19 protein-coding genes are annotated in these 16,426 nt (G+C 36.3%); 18 read left to right on the top strand and 1 reads right to left on the bottom strand.

The window, feature by feature from the left end; all coding sequences use genetic code 11:
- The first annotated feature begins 134 nt into the window (after window positions 1-134).
- The 12 genes from aroC (at window position 135) to TY11_RS09825 (ending at window position 9,996) form a co-directional block, all read left to right on the top strand.
- On the top strand, window positions 135-1,301 hold the full coding sequence (gene aroC / locus TY11_RS09880) for a chorismate synthase (protein WP_042145665.1): 1,167 nt from the start codon (window positions 135-137) through the stop codon (window positions 1,299-1,301).
- Window positions 1,302-2,381: a 3-dehydroquinate synthase gene (gene aroB / locus TY11_RS09875; protein ID WP_042145663.1), complete on the top strand. Its 1,080-nt coding sequence runs from the start codon at window positions 1,302-1,304 to the stop codon at window positions 2,379-2,381.
- The gene (gene aroA, locus TY11_RS09870) at window positions 2,382-3,674 is read left to right on the top strand and encodes a 3-phosphoshikimate 1-carboxyvinyltransferase (RefSeq protein WP_042145661.1); all 1,293 of its coding nucleotides are present in this window, start codon (window positions 2,382-2,384) and stop codon (window positions 3,672-3,674) included. It abuts the gene before it with no gap.
- A gap of 37 nt (window positions 3,675-3,711) precedes the next feature.
- Window positions 3,712-4,959, top strand: a complete 1,248-nt coding sequence (locus TY11_RS09865; RefSeq protein ID WP_231495804.1) for a tetratricopeptide repeat protein — start codon at window positions 3,712-3,714, stop codon at window positions 4,957-4,959.
- A 32-nt stretch (window positions 4,960-4,991) separates the two neighbouring features.
- Entirely contained in the window at window positions 4,992-5,567 is a 576-nt protein-coding gene (locus tag TY11_RS09860; protein WP_042145659.1) for a ReoY family proteolytic degradation factor, read from the top strand.
- Window positions 5,568-5,661: 94 nt separating this feature from the next.
- Window positions 5,662-6,120: a DUF2487 family protein gene (locus tag TY11_RS09855; RefSeq protein WP_042145656.1), complete on the top strand. Its 459-nt coding sequence runs from the start codon at window positions 5,662-5,664 to the stop codon at window positions 6,118-6,120.
- 138 nt (window positions 6,121-6,258) lie between these two features.
- The gene (locus TY11_RS09850) at window positions 6,259-6,774 is read left to right on the top strand and encodes a QcrA and Rieske domain-containing protein (protein WP_042145654.1); all 516 of its coding nucleotides are present in this window, start codon (window positions 6,259-6,261) and stop codon (window positions 6,772-6,774) included.
- Between the two features lie 6 nt (window positions 6,775-6,780).
- Window positions 6,781-7,455 (top strand): menaquinol-cytochrome c reductase cytochrome b subunit, encoded by a 675-nt coding sequence (qcrB, locus tag TY11_RS09845; protein WP_042145651.1) that lies wholly within the window; start codon window positions 6,781-6,783, stop codon window positions 7,453-7,455.
- 15 nt (window positions 7,456-7,470) lie between these two features.
- On the top strand, window positions 7,471-8,253 hold the full coding sequence (locus TY11_RS09840; RefSeq protein ID WP_042145649.1) for a menaquinol-cytochrome c reductase cytochrome b/c subunit: 783 nt from the start codon (window positions 7,471-7,473) through the stop codon (window positions 8,251-8,253).
- Between the two features lie 81 nt (window positions 8,254-8,334).
- On the top strand, window positions 8,335-8,916 hold the full coding sequence (gene lhaT, locus TY11_RS09835; protein WP_042145646.1) for a lipoprotein heptaprenylglyceryl N-acetyltransferase LhaT: 582 nt from the start codon (window positions 8,335-8,337) through the stop codon (window positions 8,914-8,916).
- Window positions 8,917-8,978: 62 nt separating this feature from the next.
- Entirely contained in the window at window positions 8,979-9,245 is a 267-nt protein-coding gene (locus tag TY11_RS09830; protein ID WP_042145642.1) for a sporulation protein YpjB, read from the top strand.
- Between the two features lie 67 nt (window positions 9,246-9,312).
- Window positions 9,313-9,996 (top strand): zinc metallopeptidase, encoded by a 684-nt coding sequence (locus TY11_RS09825; RefSeq protein ID WP_042145640.1) that lies wholly within the window; start codon window positions 9,313-9,315, stop codon window positions 9,994-9,996.
- A 378-nt stretch (window positions 9,997-10,374) separates the two neighbouring features.
- On the opposite strand, the gene TY11_RS09820 is transcribed toward TY11_RS09825, so the two are convergent.
- Entirely contained in the window at window positions 10,375-11,247 is an 873-nt protein-coding gene (locus tag TY11_RS09820) for a YitT family protein (RefSeq protein ID WP_197025078.1), read from the bottom strand.
- A 209-nt stretch (window positions 11,248-11,456) separates the two neighbouring features.
- Between TY11_RS09820 and TY11_RS09815 the strand changes: the two genes are divergently transcribed.
- Genes TY11_RS09815 through TY11_RS09790 form a run of 6 tightly spaced genes read left to right on the top strand, consistent with a single transcriptional unit; the run spans window position 11,457 to window position 16,341 of the window.
- Window positions 11,457-11,789 carry a nucleotide pyrophosphohydrolase gene (locus TY11_RS09815; protein ID WP_042145638.1) on the top strand — a complete coding sequence of 111 codons (333 nt, stop codon included), beginning with the start codon at window positions 11,457-11,459 and terminating at the stop codon, window positions 11,787-11,789.
- Window positions 11,790-11,811: 22 nt separating this feature from the next.
- On the top strand, window positions 11,812-12,603 hold the full coding sequence (dapB, locus tag TY11_RS09810) for a 4-hydroxy-tetrahydrodipicolinate reductase (protein WP_042145636.1): 792 nt from the start codon (window positions 11,812-11,814) through the stop codon (window positions 12,601-12,603).
- A 14-nt stretch (window positions 12,604-12,617) separates the two neighbouring features.
- Window positions 12,618-13,034, top strand: a complete 417-nt coding sequence (mgsA, locus tag TY11_RS09805; protein WP_042145633.1) for a methylglyoxal synthase — start codon at window positions 12,618-12,620, stop codon at window positions 13,032-13,034.
- Window positions 13,031-14,155, top strand: a complete 1,125-nt coding sequence (gene bshA, locus TY11_RS09800; RefSeq protein WP_042145630.1) for an N-acetyl-alpha-D-glucosaminyl L-malate synthase BshA — start codon at window positions 13,031-13,033, stop codon at window positions 14,153-14,155. The genes mgsA and bshA overlap by 4 nt, the downstream gene beginning before the upstream one ends.
- An 18-nt stretch (window positions 14,156-14,173) precedes the next feature.
- Window positions 14,174-15,376: a CCA tRNA nucleotidyltransferase gene (locus tag TY11_RS09795; protein ID WP_042145628.1), complete on the top strand. Its 1,203-nt coding sequence runs from the start codon at window positions 14,174-14,176 to the stop codon at window positions 15,374-15,376.
- Window positions 15,352-16,341 (top strand): biotin--[acetyl-CoA-carboxylase] ligase, encoded by a 990-nt coding sequence (locus tag TY11_RS09790; protein WP_042145625.1) that lies wholly within the window; start codon window positions 15,352-15,354, stop codon window positions 16,339-16,341. The genes TY11_RS09795 and TY11_RS09790 overlap by 25 nt, the downstream gene beginning before the upstream one ends.
- Window positions 16,342-16,426 lie beyond the last annotated feature (85 nt).

Here is a 16,426-nt window from a genome sequence, read left to right as displayed (position 1 = left end):
ATCCATACAGATTAAGAGTATTTTTTTCTATTATTGGCCTTACTTGGTTTATACTACAAATAAAGGATACCATGAGAAATAGTTGTTAGGTATTTTATAAAAACAACTGGAAAGTGGATCAAAGGAGGAAAATAATGCGCTATTTAACAGCAGGTGAATCACATGGAAAGCAATTAACAACAATAATAGAAGGAATTCCGGCGCAAATGCCTTTAATAAAAGAAAATATTAATGAATCATTACTTCGAAGACAAAAGGGATATGGACGAGGAAAACGAATGCAAATCGAGAAAGATCTAGTAGATATAGCAAGTGGGGTTCGCCATGGATATACGCTAGGATCACCCATTTCCCTTGTAATTCATAATGATGATTTTAAGCATTGGACAGATATAATGGGAGAAGATCCTATCAATGAAAATGTTTCTTTAAGAAGAGTTGTCACCAGACCGAGACCGGGCCATGCCGATTTAAATGGTGCGTTAAAATATGGTCATCGAGACATGCGTAATGTTCTAGAACGCTCTTCCGCTCGTGAAACTGCTGCTAGAGTGGCAGCAGGAGCGGTGGCGAAAACCATGCTACGTCAGTTAGGTATCGAGATTTGCGGCTATGTAAAAGAAATCGGTGGAGTTAAAGCGGAAGAAAATTCCACCATAACTATAAAGGAAAGACAGGACATATCAGAAGATTCACCAGTCAGAACCTTAGATAAGAAAGCAGAACAGCAGATGATGGAAAGAATAGATTTAGCTAAAAAGAATGGAGATTCTCTAGGGGGGGTAACAGAGGTATATGTAGAAGGTATGCCAGCTGGAATTGGATCTTATGTTCATTATGACCGAAAGTTAGATAGTCGTATTGCTGGAGCTGTTGTCAGCATTAATGCATATAAAGGTGTCGAATTTGGTATCGGATTTGAAGCTGCAAGAAGAAATGGTAGTGAAGTTCATGATGAAATTTGTTGGGAAAAAGGTTATGGGTATTATCGAAATTCCAATCGTTTAGGCGGTTTTGAGGGTGGGATGACTACCGGAATGCCTATAGTAGTAAAAGGAGTAATGAAGCCAATCCCAACTTTAATGAAGCCGTTAAAAAGTGTAGATATTGAAACAAAAGAAACATTTCAAGCAAGTGTTGAACGCTCGGATGCCTGTGCTGTTCCTGCTGCGGCAGTTGTCATGGAACATGTTGTTGCCTTCGAACTGGCTAGAGCACTGCTTGAACAATTTCCGCATGATCGCTTCTCTGTACTAAAAGAAGCTATTGATCAATACCGGGAAGATATAAGGAGTTTCTAAATGAATATTATTCATGTCAATTCTGTAATTCAATCCTATGATATTATAATTGGTAACAAGATACGACATCTTGTTGGGAAGTATCTACCCAAAAGTTATTCTGCTATTCTTATTATTACCGATTCGAATGTAGCTAATCTGTATGTTGAAGACATTGTTCATGGATGCAATGTACAAGATGTTTTTGTCGAAGTTGTTAGTCCTGGGGAACAGGCAAAGAACATTAATACTTACTATAATCTTCAATCAAAGGCAATTGAATATCAGCTAGATCGAAAATCACTTATCATCGCATTAGGTGGAGGGGTAATTGGCGACTTGGCTGGATTTGTTGCAGCAACATTTATGCGTGGAATCGATTATGTTCAAATCCCAACTACTATATTAGCGCATGATAGTAGTGTTGGCGGTAAGGTAGCAATAAATCATGAAAGTGGAAAGAATTTAATAGGTAGTTTCTACCCTCCTGTATTAGTGTTTTATGATACGGATATGCTTAAAACTCTTCCGGAAAGAGAAATACGTTCTGGTTATGCCGAGCTTATTAAAGAAGCAATGCTTGCTGATTCAGAATTACTAGAAAGGTTATGGAATGTTTCCTTACCAGAGGTTCACATGGAGGAAACAACGTATTTTCTGGAAAGAGGAATATCGATTAAAGCTGATATTGTCGAACAAGATGAAAGAGAATCTGGAAAACGTATGTTTTTAAATTTAGGACATACATTGGGGCATGCATTGGAAACAAAATTGGGATATGGCGTCATCACTCATGGTGAAGCGGTTGCAATTGGTTTATTGTTTGCACTATTTGTTAGCAATAGAGAACTTAAGGCTGATCTCCCGATACATGCCCTAAAGACATGGTTAATTAAAAATCGTTATCCATTAGTATTATCTCTTGAAATGATCGATGATTTAGTAAAAATAATGAAGTATGACAAAAAAACGATATATAAACAAATTCAAATGGTTTTACTTCAAGGCATATCAGCACCTGTTATTCATATGATAGATGATTCCAAGTTAAAGAAGTATCTGACAGCCTTTGTAATGGAAGAAATGAAGGAAGGGATATAGATGCCAGTTTTAGCAAAGCAAGATTCTATACGCATTTATGGATCCATGGAAGTCCCAGGTGATAAATCCATTTCACATCGTGCAGTAATACTAGGATCAATTTCCAAAGGAACCACAACAATAGAAAATTTCTTAGACGGTGAGGACTGTATGCGAACTGTCGAGGCATTTCGGTTAATGGGCGTATCCATAGAAAAATCAGGTAATACTCTGCAGATTGATGGGAAAGGAAAGAGTGGATTGCAAGAGCCCCAGGAACCAATATACTTTGGTAATTCAGGAACAACAGCTAGGTTGATGCTTGGATTACTAGCAAGTTTACCATTTTCCTCGTTTGTTTACGGAGATTCTTCACTGGCTCAACGGCCCATGGACAGAGTAATCATGCCTCTGAGAGAAATGGGGGGGAAATTTATTGGTAGAATGGAAACAAGCTATCTTCCAATAGCACTTGATGGTGGTAATTTACATGGAATAACATATAACATGCCAATAAATAGCGCACAGGTTAAATCTGCCATTCTATTAGCAGGCTTAGGTGCAACAGGTGTAACAAAGGTGATCGAGAATTATCCAACACGAGACCACACCGAAAATATGTTGCAAGCTTTTGGTGCTAATATTAATGTAATGCATAACGAAATTGAAGTGATTTCAAATGGTGAGCTTCATGGTACGGAAGTTTATGTTCCTGGTGATATATCCTCGGCATCATTTCTACTGACAGCTGCAGCGATTATTCCTGGTAGTTGCTTAGTCATTAATAATGTTGGAATAAATAAGACAAGAGCAGGGTTTCTAGAAGTATTAGAGGAAATGGGTGCAAGCGTTACTGTTCTGAATAAAACTGTAATTGGAGGAGAACTAAAAGGTGATATTCAAGTTGCATACCGGTCATTAAGGGGCATTACGATAGAAGGTGAAATTATTCCGAGGCTAATTGATGAAATTCCAATCATTGCTCTACTCGCTACGCAAGCAGAGGGTAAAACCATCATTCGGAATGCAGAGGAATTAAAAGTAAAGGAAACCGATAGAATACAAGCGGTTGTCGAGGTATTAACGACGCTAGGTGCTCAAATCCAAGCAACTAAAGATGGCATGGTGATCGAAGGGAAGACCCAATTAATTGGCGGGACGGTTATGTCGTACCATGATCATCGTATAGCAATGATGGCAGTAATAGCCTCCCTCATAACGGAAGGAAATGTTATCATCGACGAGTTATCATCAATATCTATATCCTATCCAAATTTTATGGATGATCTAAATAATATTGTTCATAAGGTTTAAAGCTATGAGAATGTTAAAATAGAAAGGGATTTTGTATGTGACTGTTTTAGAAGAAGCAAATAAATTAATGGAAATGGACCAAGTCGATCAAGCGATAGATCATATTAGTAGTCATTTGGAACATGCAACTGATGATGAACGATTTGGGTTTGCAGAATTTTATATGAATTGGGGTTTTTTACTTGAAGCAGAAGATATATTACTACACTTGTTAAAGCAATACCCTGATGAAAGTGAACTGAAGTTATTATTAACAGATATCTATATAGAACAACAGATGGATGAAAAAGCAATTGACCTACTAAATTCTATTCCTAGTGATGATGAAGCATATTTACAAGCGTTAGTGGCACTTGCTGATCTTTATCAGTCTCAAGGGCTTTTCGAAGTTGCTGAGCAGAAGCTTCAGTTTGCAAAGGAAATAAGCCCAACAGAACCAATTATAGATTTGGCCCTAGGAGAACTTTATTACTCATTGGGTGATTTTAAACGAGCAATTACTTTTTACGAGAAGTCATTGAAAATAGAAGCACCTGACATCCCAATTCATGAAAGATTAGCAGAATCTTATTTAAATGTCGGAGAATTTGAGCTTGCACTTAACTTTTACGAGAAAACAAATAGTAAAAATCCAGACACATTATTTAAATACGGTTTCACTGCTTTTGAAGCTGACAGGAATGATATTGCTATCAATGTATGGAATGAATTAATTGAAGAAGATCCGTATTACCATACTGCATACATCCAACTAGCAAAGGCATATGAGGAAGACGAAAGAATTCAAGAGGCGTATGAAACGGCACTTAAAGGAATCAAAATGGACGAGTTTAATAAGGAATTGTATTTTCTGGCTGGAAGCTTAGCACATCAAGTGGGTCTTGAGGAGGAAACCGAGAAATACATGCGTGAGGCGGTTAACTTAGATGCGGATTATAAGGAAGCTGTCTTATTCCTTATAGAAATCTTGAAAGAAAAAGATAGACAGGATGATATTATTGAGTTAATAAAAGTAGTCAAAGAAACAGGTGGAGAAGACCCATTATATGATTGGGAGTTAGCACGTGCATATAATGAAATTGAATCATATAATGATGCATTAAATCACTATCAGGAAGCATATAATAGCTTACAACATGATAATGACTTCCTAAAAGAATTCGGCTACTTCTTAATGGAGGAAGGGAGGACTGGGGAAGCGATTAAAATATTTACTGCATATTTACAAGATGATCCTCAAGATGATGAAATTGTTGATTATGTAAATCGTTTACGGCAAATGTGAATCTAGGCAGTAGGGAGGAGGTAGTTAACTCTATGCAAGCTCCGGTATCCGTTAAAGATAAAAAGAAATTTTTACAATGGTTTCTTAATCATTATCAGTTAAAAAAAAGGGAAAGTGTATGGATCTTAAACTATCTAATTAATCATCATGAAATTTTAGAAAATGTCCATTTTGTTCATGATGCAAAATTTTGTTTGCGGAGTGTGATTATTACAAGTCAATGTTCGAAAGAAGTCCCATTTCGCTTCTATAAAAATCATTTGGTAACAACAGATGCTGAAAAGGCTTTTCATGATATCCGTTTAAATCAACATGAGTCCCTTTATATTCAACTAAACTTTAACAACGCAAACCAAAACCATATGTATGCTGCTGTTTTAGAGGAAAACCCCTTTGTTCCCGATGAATATATGATAACCCAACAAGATAAAGAAAATGCAACTATTCTTTTGGAACGTTCATTATATGATTTTCAAAAAAAACAATTATTAGATCAAATTGATCGGACATTAGATGAAGACAACCGAGAGGAATTTAATAGACTAGTAAAAGAACTTCGGATCCTCGAGGCTAAAATGTTAAGTCAACCTAGCTTACAAGAGCAATAGGTTGATTTTTTTTTTGTTCATGCGTAACATTTACAAGGGAAATATAATTATTTTGCTAATCTTGGTAAATACTAGAGAAAGGTGACTACATAAAATGCAATGGACTAAAAAGGATATGGGTCTATATGTCGGATCTAAAGAGTACATTGATACTGCGATTATACCGATTTTACCCTTTCAATTATCTCAAGAAAGTAATTTAGGCAAAAGCACTTCAAAACGAGAAATTTTATCAATTTTTGCGTCAGAGATTGAAAATGAATTATCTGGAAGATTGTTATTAATTCCAAATTATTATTATTTGGAATATGGAGACAAAGCAGAAGAAGTGAAGCGTCTGAACAGTTGGACCGGAGAAATACAAGAACAACCATTTGAACATGTATTTATTTTAACATTTGATTCAGGGTGGAAGCGGTATGAAAAAGATTTGCTGGCAAATCTTTTATGGTTGCCGGGATTTCAGGCAGAAAATCCAAATTCTGATGAAATGAGGCAGATGATACGGGGGCAAGTATCAGATGTCGTCGAACTTATACGTAGTTACTGGTAAATCCGACTAAAAAGTGAAATCTTTCAGAACAAAGATGGATATTTATTGACCGAGCAGTTAGTTTGCGCTATCATGGTAATGTCCTAGTAATCTGATTAAAATTATTGTCCGTGATTATTGTGAAGAGGGGGGAAAATCATGAGCGAAGATAAGCAACAAGTATCCCGTCGTCAATTTCTAAATTATACACTAACTGGTGTTGGTGGTTTTATGGCAGCAGGTATGCTTGCACCGATGCTCAGAATGGCAATTGACCCAGTTTTACAATCAGCATCAAGCGAAGGTGAATTTGTAAACGTTGGTCTAGCCGTTGAAGATATCACAACAACACCTCAACGTGTCGATTGGCAAATTGAACAAGTAGATGGCTGGTATGAGTCTAAACCTAGTAGAACTGCGTGGGTATATAAGGATGATAGTGGCAACATTATAGCACTTTCCCCAGTTTGTACACATTTAGGATGTGTTGTATCTTGGGAAGGTAATGATAATCATCCGAACGAGTTTTTCTGCCCATGTCATGATGGACGCTATACCAAGGATGGTGTAAACATTCCTGGAACACCACCATTAGCACCACTTGCTACATATGAGCAAAAAGTGGAAAATGGAATGCTTTATCTAGGAAAAGCAATATCTAGAAAGGGGGCGTAATGATTTATGCTACAGAAAATTTATGACTGGATTGATGAGCGTGTTGATATTACGCCTATCTGGCGCGATATTGCTGACCATGAAGTACCAGAACACGTAAACCCTGCACATCACTTCTCTGCATTCGTTTATTGTTTTGGTGGCTTAACCTTCTTCGTGGTAGTAATTCAAATCTTATCTGGTATGTTCCTAACTATGTATTATGTACCAGATATCGAAAACGCTTGGAAATCTGTTTATTACTTACAAACAGAAGTTGCTCATGGACAAATTGTTCGTGGTATGCACCACTGGGGTGCTAGTGTAGTTATCGTAATGCTTTTATTACATACTTTAAGAGTGTTCTTCCAAGGAGCATATAAGAAACCTCGTGAATTAAACTGGATGGTTGGGGTATTAATCTTCTTCGTTATGCTAGGTTTAGGTTTTACTGGTTACCTATTACCTTGGGATAACAAAGCATACTTTGCTACTCAAGTTGGACTCCAAATGGCTGAACAAGTACCTATTATTGGAGATGAATTGAAGATATTACTTGCAGGTGATGATGAAATCGTTGGGGCACAAACCCTAACTCGTTTCTTTGCGATTCATGTCTTCTTCTTACCAGGGGCATTATTTGCTTTATTGGCAATTCACTTCGTCTTAATCCGTAGACAAGGTATTTCTGGACCACTATAAAAGGAGGGGAAAGCTATGCATAAGGGAAAAGGAATGAAATTTGTTGGAGACTCTCGTGTTTCCGCAGAACGTACAGCATCACAAATACCGAAAGATTATTCTGAGTATCCTGGAAGAACAGAAGCTTTTTGGCCCAACTTTTTATTAAAAGAGTGGTTAGCAGGTTCCGTGTTCTTAGTAGGATTTATGTGTCTAACATTAGCACATCCTTCTCCTTTGGGAGGATTAGCTGATCCAACGAATGCTTCATTCATACCATTGCCAGACTGGTATTTCTTGTTCTTGTATGAATTATTAAAGTATGAATTTGCAAGTGGGGACTTTACACTTGTAGGTATGCTAGCAATTCCTGGGCTTGCTTTCGGTGCTCTACTTCTTGCTCCATTCTTAGATAATGGTCCAGGACGCAGACCGCATCAACGCCCAATTGCTGTAATAATGATGCTTTTGGCATTAGTATCAACTGTTTGGTTAACATATACATCTGCATCACATGTGGATTGGGAAGCTCGTGCTGCAATGGATCAACCTGTTCCACCAACTACAGTAGAAATTGATAAAGAAGATCCAGGTTTTGCAGTGTATGAAACAAGCTGTTTAAACTGTCATGGTGACGCTTTACAAGGTACATCTGCAGCACCTTCACTTATTGGTACTGAGCATACAGCAGAAGAAATTGCTGTAATTGCCAAAGAAGGTATTGGTGGAATGCCTGCAGGAATATTCACTGGTACAGATGAAGAATTGGAACAACTCGTTGACTTTATTATGACTGTAAACGAACAGGCTGCAGAATAATCTATATGCCTTTAAAGCACCTTTGCCTATATTGGTAAAGGTGCTTTTTCATCAGTGAAGGAGGAGGACAAAATTAATTATATGTTGAAGGCAATATTTCTGGATAAACGCTTCCTAATACTGTTATTTGTCATTAACCTCTTTGGTACAATTTATGGATATGACTGGTATGGTTGGCAATTAGAAAAAACACCTGATATTTTCTTGATCTTTGTACCGGATAGCCCAACTGCAAGTTTGTTTTTTACAATCTTTTTATTATTATTCATATTTAAGAAGCACTTTCCGCTAATAGAGGCACTCGCCATTATTACCTTATTTAAATATGGAGTATGGGCTGTTGTCATGAATGTATTGACATTATGGTTTAACGGAAGTTTGCCAGCAGAAGCATACATGTTAATTGCTTCACACGCAGCTATGGCAATTCAAGGATTACTCTATGCACCGTTCTATAAAATAAGAGTTGTCCATATAGTAATAGCGGCAATATGGACATTACATAATGATGTAATTGATTATGTCTTTGGAATGATGCCAGTTTATTCTTCACTAACAGATTATATGAATGAGATAGGATACTTTACTTTTTGGCTAAGCATACTCTCTATTTTTATTGCTTATAAATTGACTATTAGTCGTAAAAATAAGCCAAGCTTATAAAGTTATATAATCTGATTACCATTCATACATTTATAGAGATTATGATATTTGGGGTGATCTCTATGAATAAAACAACATTCCTTAAGGTTATCATCTGGTTAATCATAGGGATTATATTGTATTTTGTAATGGAAGCAATCATAGGTGAGGCTGTGAGTGCCAATATAGGTGGACAAGGAAAGGGAAACGATGAAATGTTTCCCTTTTATTGGTTGTTAATAATTGTTGGTGGAATAATAGCAAGCACATTATCTTACGTAAGTTGGAGAAAATATAAGGGTGAAAAGAATGAAAAACGAGTTGAGGATAACGACAAATCAATTGACTGAATGAGGAAATTTGACTAAAATTGACTATAAGGAAACATGAAAATTTATCATATGGAGGAATTAGTGAATGGGTTTAGGTTCATATATAATTTATATTGCTCTACTTATGATTATCCCACTTTGGGCACAATCAAGGGTGAAAAGCACCTATAAAAAATATTCAAAAGTACCAACATCATCTATGATGACTGGTGCTCAAGTAGCTCGAAAAATATTAGACGATAATGGTCTTTATGATGTAGAAATACATGAAACAAAAGGGATGTTAACCGACCACTACGATCCTCGCAAGAAGGTTGTAAGGCTATCTACTGGTATATATCATGGTCATTCCATGTCATCCTCTGCTGTAGCGGCTCATGAAGTTGGACACGCTATTCAGGATGCAGAGTCCTATGCATTTTTAAGATTTAGAAGCGCGTTAGTTCCAGTTGCCAATTTTGGTTCTAATATTTCATTTTTCCTAATACTTGCTGGTTTATTATTAGGAATGACAGGATTAGCGACTATCGGAGTTATTTTCTTTGCAGGTGCTGTTTTGTTCCAATTAGTTACTTTACCAGTGGAATTTGATGCATCAAACCGTGCAATGACACAACTCGTATCAACGGGAGTAATTCGTAACAATGAGGAACGTGAAACGAAAAAGGTATTAAATGCTGCAGCCATGACCTATGTAGCAGCTGCTTTAGTTGCTGTTGCTGAATTAATTCGATTTATTTTAATGATTGTGGCTAGTAATCAAGAGTAATGATACAAAAATATTAAAGGTAAAGAGAAATCCGAACTTTAATGCGAAATTCTTACTATAGAATTCGTATTAGTTCGGATTTTTCATTATCTTGTCTTCAATACCTTCGCCGCCAAATTGAAAGAAACTGTACGGTAACTACAGATTTATGGTTGAGCAACATACCCGCTACGGAAAGCGGAGTATTCTGCCGTAGCGGTAGTTCCTAGCTTCACTAATATTTAAATGGTTACCGCACAGTTTCTATCGACTATATATTTAAGCCAAAGCCCTAAAGCAAATTGACATGATAGTAACATTTTGACATACCATACTGTAGTATTTGAATCTTACCTTTTAGGTGAAAACCCCGGGAACTCATTAAATTGTGTTAACGTTCTAATCATTTATTGGATTTTTATTTTCATCTAGAGTGAACCCTTCACCTAGAACGTCATGAACAGCACCTACTGCAACAAATGCATGTGGGTCTATGGAGTTGATAATGTTTTTAAGTTTAACTATTTCATTTCTACCCACAACACAGTATAATACATCACGTTTTTCACCCGTGAAGCTACCACGACCATCTAGTACAGTAACTCCTCGTTCCATTTTATTCATGATTTTCTGAGCGATTTCGTCACTTTTAGATGAAATTATCGTTGCACCTCTAGCAGTATATGCTCCTTCTTGAATAAAATCAATAACCCTTGCACCAACGTAAACGGCAACTAATGTATACATTCCTTGTGCTAGTTCGAGGATAGTGAAGATTGAGGTTGCAATAACAAGGAAGTCAAACATAAACATCGTTCTTCCCATACTCCATCCGACATATTTATGGACAATCCTCGCAATAATATCTACCCCTCCGGTAGTACCCCCATAGCGAAACACGATCCCAAGCCCAACTCCGATAAATACACCGGCAAATAAGGAGACAAGAAACATGTCCTGTTCCAGATGAATATCAAAAGGATTAATTTGAAAAATACTCAAGAACAATGAAACGGACAACGTTCCGATGATTGTGTAGAAAAATGTATTTCTCCCAAGGAATTTCCATCCGACAAGAAGAATGGGTATGTTTAATATAATATTCGTGATAGCTGGATCCCAGTGAAACGCAAAGAACAAAATAAGCGTGATGCCCGTAAATCCACCTTCTCCTAAGTTGTGTTGCATATTAAAGTGAACGATTCCAAAAGAAAATATGGCAGCTCCAAGTAAAATAAATATGATATTCTTAATTCTCAACCCAAAAATCATTGCTGTACCTCCAATTATGTATGGACCACCAAGATAAACACGCTATTAATAGTTAGTACAATTAAAGTTGCTTTGTCCAGGAGTCCCTGCGCTTTACTCATTATAATCAATTTAAAGATGTAGAACAATGTTTTACCTAGCTAAATAATTTGTCAAATATACCGCTATTCGCTAACATTAAAGAATATAATAAATAAAGGAGTCGGAATATCATTAATAGGTCAGGATTAACAACAGAGGAAATTCAAAAAAGAGTAGACGACTATATTAGTCAGTATAAAGAGGGATACTTTTCTCCACTTTCCTTGATGGCTCGGTTAACCGAAGAAGTAGGAGAACTTGCTCGTGAAGTAAACCATTATCATGGCGAGAAGCCAAAAAAGGTAACAGAAGAAGCGAATACAATTGAAGATGAATTAGGTGATATTATCTTTGTCATAACATGCATAGCAAATTCACTGCAAATAGATCTTTCTGATTCATTTAATAGATCTATGACTAAATTTGAAACAAGAGATAAAGATAGATGGACTAAAAAGTAACTGCATCAGGAGGAATTGTAAAATGAGTATAAAAATTGTTATTGCAGGTCCCCGTGGTCGAATGGGCAGTGAGGCAATCAGAATGGTAATAGGAGAACCAGATTTTGAATTAGTTAGTTGTATTGATCGAAAAGAAGCCGGAATATCATTATTAGCTGAAAAAGGTATCCCTGTCTTTCAACATCCGGAGGAAGCCTTTTATGGATCCGATGTCGATGTTTTAATTGACCTAACTGTTGCAGAAGCAAGTTATAATCATATCATGATGGCATTACAAAAGAAAATTCGCTGTGTAGTTGGAACAACAGGTTTTACTGCTGAACAGCTAGCAGATATTGAAAGGGCTTCTAGAGAAAGTAATACTGGATGTATTATTGCACCAAACTTTGCAATTGGAGCCATTCTCATGATGCATTTCTCAAAAATAGCTGCAAAATATCTTTCTGATATTGAAATTATTGAAAAGCACCATGACAATAAGGTTGATGCACCATCAGGAACAGCCTTCAAAACAGCTGAAATGATTAAAACAGTCCGTAAATCGAAGAGACAAGGTAATCAAGAGGAAATTGAAGTGCTAAAAGGTGCAAGAGGAGCAGTGGATGATGGGATACATATACATAGTGTGCGATTACCTGGATTAGTTGCGCATCAGGAAGTGATCTTTGGTGGTGAGGGTCAGTTACTAACAATAAAGCATGATTCTATGAATAGAAAGTCTTTTATGGAAGGGATCAAATTATCTGTGAACAATGTCTTAGGTTTAGAAGAACTTGTTTATGGATTAGAGAATGTGCTCGACTTAGATTCATAATGGGAGGTAGCTAAATGAATATTGCATTAATTGCCCATAACAAAAAGAAACCCATCATTATTAACTTTGCACTAGCGTATAAGCATGTACTAGAGAAGCATAACTTGTTTGCAACTGGTACAACGGGTCAAAAGATAAGTGAGGAAACTGGTCTTTCTATTCATAGGTTCCAATCAGGCCCTTTAGGGGGTGACCAGCAAATAGGTGCAATGATAGCAAATAATGAAATGGATATGGTTATTTTTTTCCGTGACCCATTAACCGCACAGCCACATGAGCCTGACGTGAGTGCACTTATTAGACTGTGCGATGTTCATCAAATTCCGCTTGCTACCAACATAAGTTCTGCTGAGATATTTATACATGGTTTAGAACGAGGGGATATGGATTGGAGAAAAGTATTAAAAGAGAGAAGAGATAAGGAAGTATGAAAAAAATAGGAATCACATGTTATCCAACTGTAGGTGGGTCAGGTGTTATTGCAACAGAGTTAGGTATGCTATTAGCAGAGCAAGGATATGAAATTCACTTTATTACATCTGGTTTACCATTCCGATTGAATCAGGTGCACCCCAATATTTATTATCATGAGGTGGAGATGAGTCATTATCCAGTCTTTCAATACCCTCCATATGATTTAGCGTTGGCAACAAAAATGGCAGAAGTGATTGACAGAGAGGAATTAGATATTCTTCATGTTCATTACGCATTGCCACATGCTGTCTGTGCTATTTTGGCGCGTGATATGGCTAAACGTCCTGTGAAAATTGTTACAACCCTTCATGGAACTGATATAACTGTGCTAGGAATTGACAATACGTTTAAACGGATGATTAAATATGGTATTGAAAATTCCGATGCTGTAACTGCAGTATCCAAAGATTTGGTCGAACAAACTAAAACAATGATTGATGTAGAGAAAGATATTAAAGTCATTTACAATTTTGTTAATGAAGAGGAATACTTTAAAAAAGATTTAAAACATATTAAAGCCCAGTACGGAATCGAAACGGATGAAAAAGTTGTAATTCATATTTCTAATTTCCGAAAAGTTAAACGGTTAGATGATATTGTCCATACTTTTAAATTAATTCGTGATGATTTGAAAGCGAAACTGCTTTTAGTGGGAGATGGGCCAGAGTACTCGAATACCATTCAATTAGTTGACAAGCTAGGTTTAAGAAACGATGTCTTATTCCTTGGTAAACAAAAAAATATTAGCGATCTTCTTTCGATATCAGATTTAAATTTACTAATGTCCGAAAAAGAGAGCTTTGGACTGGTACTGTTAGAGGGAATGGCGTGTGAAGTTCCTTGTATCGGAACAAATGTTGGTGGGATACCTGAGGTTATTGTACAAGAGGAAACAGGGTTTGTTGTTGAGTTAGGGGATATCGAAACGGCAGCAATCTACGCAAAAAGATTATTGACAGACGAAAATTTAATGAAGAAATTTTCAAGTAATGCATTACAGCATGTTAAAGATTATTTTCATTCCACTATTATTTTGAATCAATATATCGAGCTATATAAGGATGTATTATATGATTAGTAAAATTGAGGTGTATTTATGAGCCTATTAACAGGTCCTTTCCAAGATGCACTTTATATAATTGATAAAATTGAACAGGCAGGACACCAAGCATATTTTGTTGGTGGATGTGTTCGTGACTTATTGTTAAAACGCCCTATTGGAGATATTGATATTACAACCTCCGCTAAACCGGATATGATCCAAACAATCTTTGACGAGGTCATACCGGTTGGTATTGAACATGGAACGGTGATTGTAAGGTATAATAAAGTCTCGTACGAGGTTACTACTTTTCGTGTTGAGAGTGACTATTCTGATGGTCGTCATCCGGATTCGGTTCAGTTTATTGACAAAATTGAACAGGATTTAGCCCGACGTGATTTTACAATTAATGCTTTGGCGATGGATAAAGATGGGAAGATTCTTGATCTATTTCATGGTCAAGAGGATTTACTTCATGGACTTCTTCGTACCGTTGGAAACGGAAAAGAACGATTAAAAGAAGACCCACTGCGCATTTTACGAGCATTTCGATTTTCTAGTCAGTTAGGTTTTACAATTGAACAAGAAACACTTCTTGCTATTCAAGATGTTAAACCAGCAATTGAAGGGCTGGCTATAGAACGGATTACCGTAGAAATACAGAAATTATTTTCAGGTATGTTTGTTAAAACAGGTTTGAAGTATATGAACGACTTAGGGATTGAGCAGCATTTACCGGTACTAAATAAGTATCATATTTTACATAAGATAGGTGAAAAAGTACGACCAGTTCATTCATTGGCAGAAGTGATTTGTCTCGTTCATCAAACAGAACCTAGTGTCGATATACGAACAATTACAAAGGGTTGGAAATGCTCAAACAAAGTACAAAAAGAAGCAGTACTTTTAAATGATGCAATTAATTATTACAAGTCAAACGGTTTAGATAATATGCTTGTTTACAAACTTCTACCAGACATGCATATGGCTTTTTCACGTTTAACAGAAATTGTTTTTTCTCAGAAGGTTAATGAGGAAAGGTTATTAAAACTTAAAAGTGATTTAGTAATTTTGTCTAAATCAGACCTAGATATTAACGGAAATGATATAATAGAACTGTTTCCCAATAGGAAAAAAGGACCTTGGATTCAGGAGATTTTAATAAAAATTGAGAAATTAGTGGTTGAAGGCAAAATTGAAAACAAGAATTCAAAATTAAAGGACTGGATAAAATGGAATCCACCCGGAGTAAACTAATACATGTATTATCAATAAATGATGGAAATTTTATCTCTGGACAGGAAATTTCTGATCTACTGCAGATTTCACGGAGTGCTATTTGGAAGCATATGAAGGAATTAGAAAAAGACGGTTATGTTATTGAGGCAAAACGTAATAAAGGATATCGAATCATAAAATCCCCGAGTAAAGTTAGTGAAAATACTGTCCAATGGGGGCTAGAAACGAATTGGTTAGGGAAATCAATTTTACATAAAGAAACAATAAATTCAACTCAATTACTAGCACATCAATTAGCAATGGATAATGCCCCCCATGGAACAGTTGTTATCGCAGATGAACAAACTGCCGGAAAAGGTAGATTACAACGCGAGTGGTATAGTAAAAAAAACAAAGGGATTTGGATGAGTATTATTCTAAGACCTACAATACTCCCTTATTTAGCACCTCAATTAACGCTTCTAACAGCAACAGTGTTAGCTGATGTGATGAAAAAAGAACTAGAATTAGACCCAAAAATTAAATGGCCAAACGATATTATCCTACATGATAGAAAAGTTTCGGGCATTTTAACAGAGATGCAAGCAGAGCAAGATCAAATTCAATATATTGTAATCGGCATTGGGATGAATGTGAATCATGATGATGGTGAAATACCAGATGATATACAATCAAAAGCAACATCCTTGATGATTGAATCTGGTAAAGAGTGGGATATTACGAAATTAATCCAAAGGATTTTTGTTGCGTTTGAAAAGTCATATGCCGAATATATCAACCATGGTTTCTCTATTATTAAAAAAAGATGGGAAAGCTATGGATATCGTCTTGGTGAAAAGGTTCAACTGAAAACTTTCCAGAGTGTTCAAGATGCAATTCTAACAGGTATAGCGGAAGATGGAGCACTACTGGCTAAGTACGATGATGGCGTTATTCATAAGATTTATTCTGGAGAAATTGATTGGTTCGGTATCCGTCATTAAGCAAATGCTTTGAAGGTGTCTTTTGGTATTTAACCTATTACCTGGGACAACCTTCTACCTGTAGTTTTAATCTGGTGTTCGTCCA

The organism is Paucisalibacillus algeriensis, from assembly GCF_000577245.1.
In the GTDB taxonomy this organism is placed as follows: domain Bacteria; phylum Bacillota; class Bacilli; order Bacillales; family Amphibacillaceae; genus Ornithinibacillus.
The sequence above is the reverse complement of the archived record's forward strand: the minus strand, read 5'-3'. Positions and strand labels throughout refer to the sequence as shown.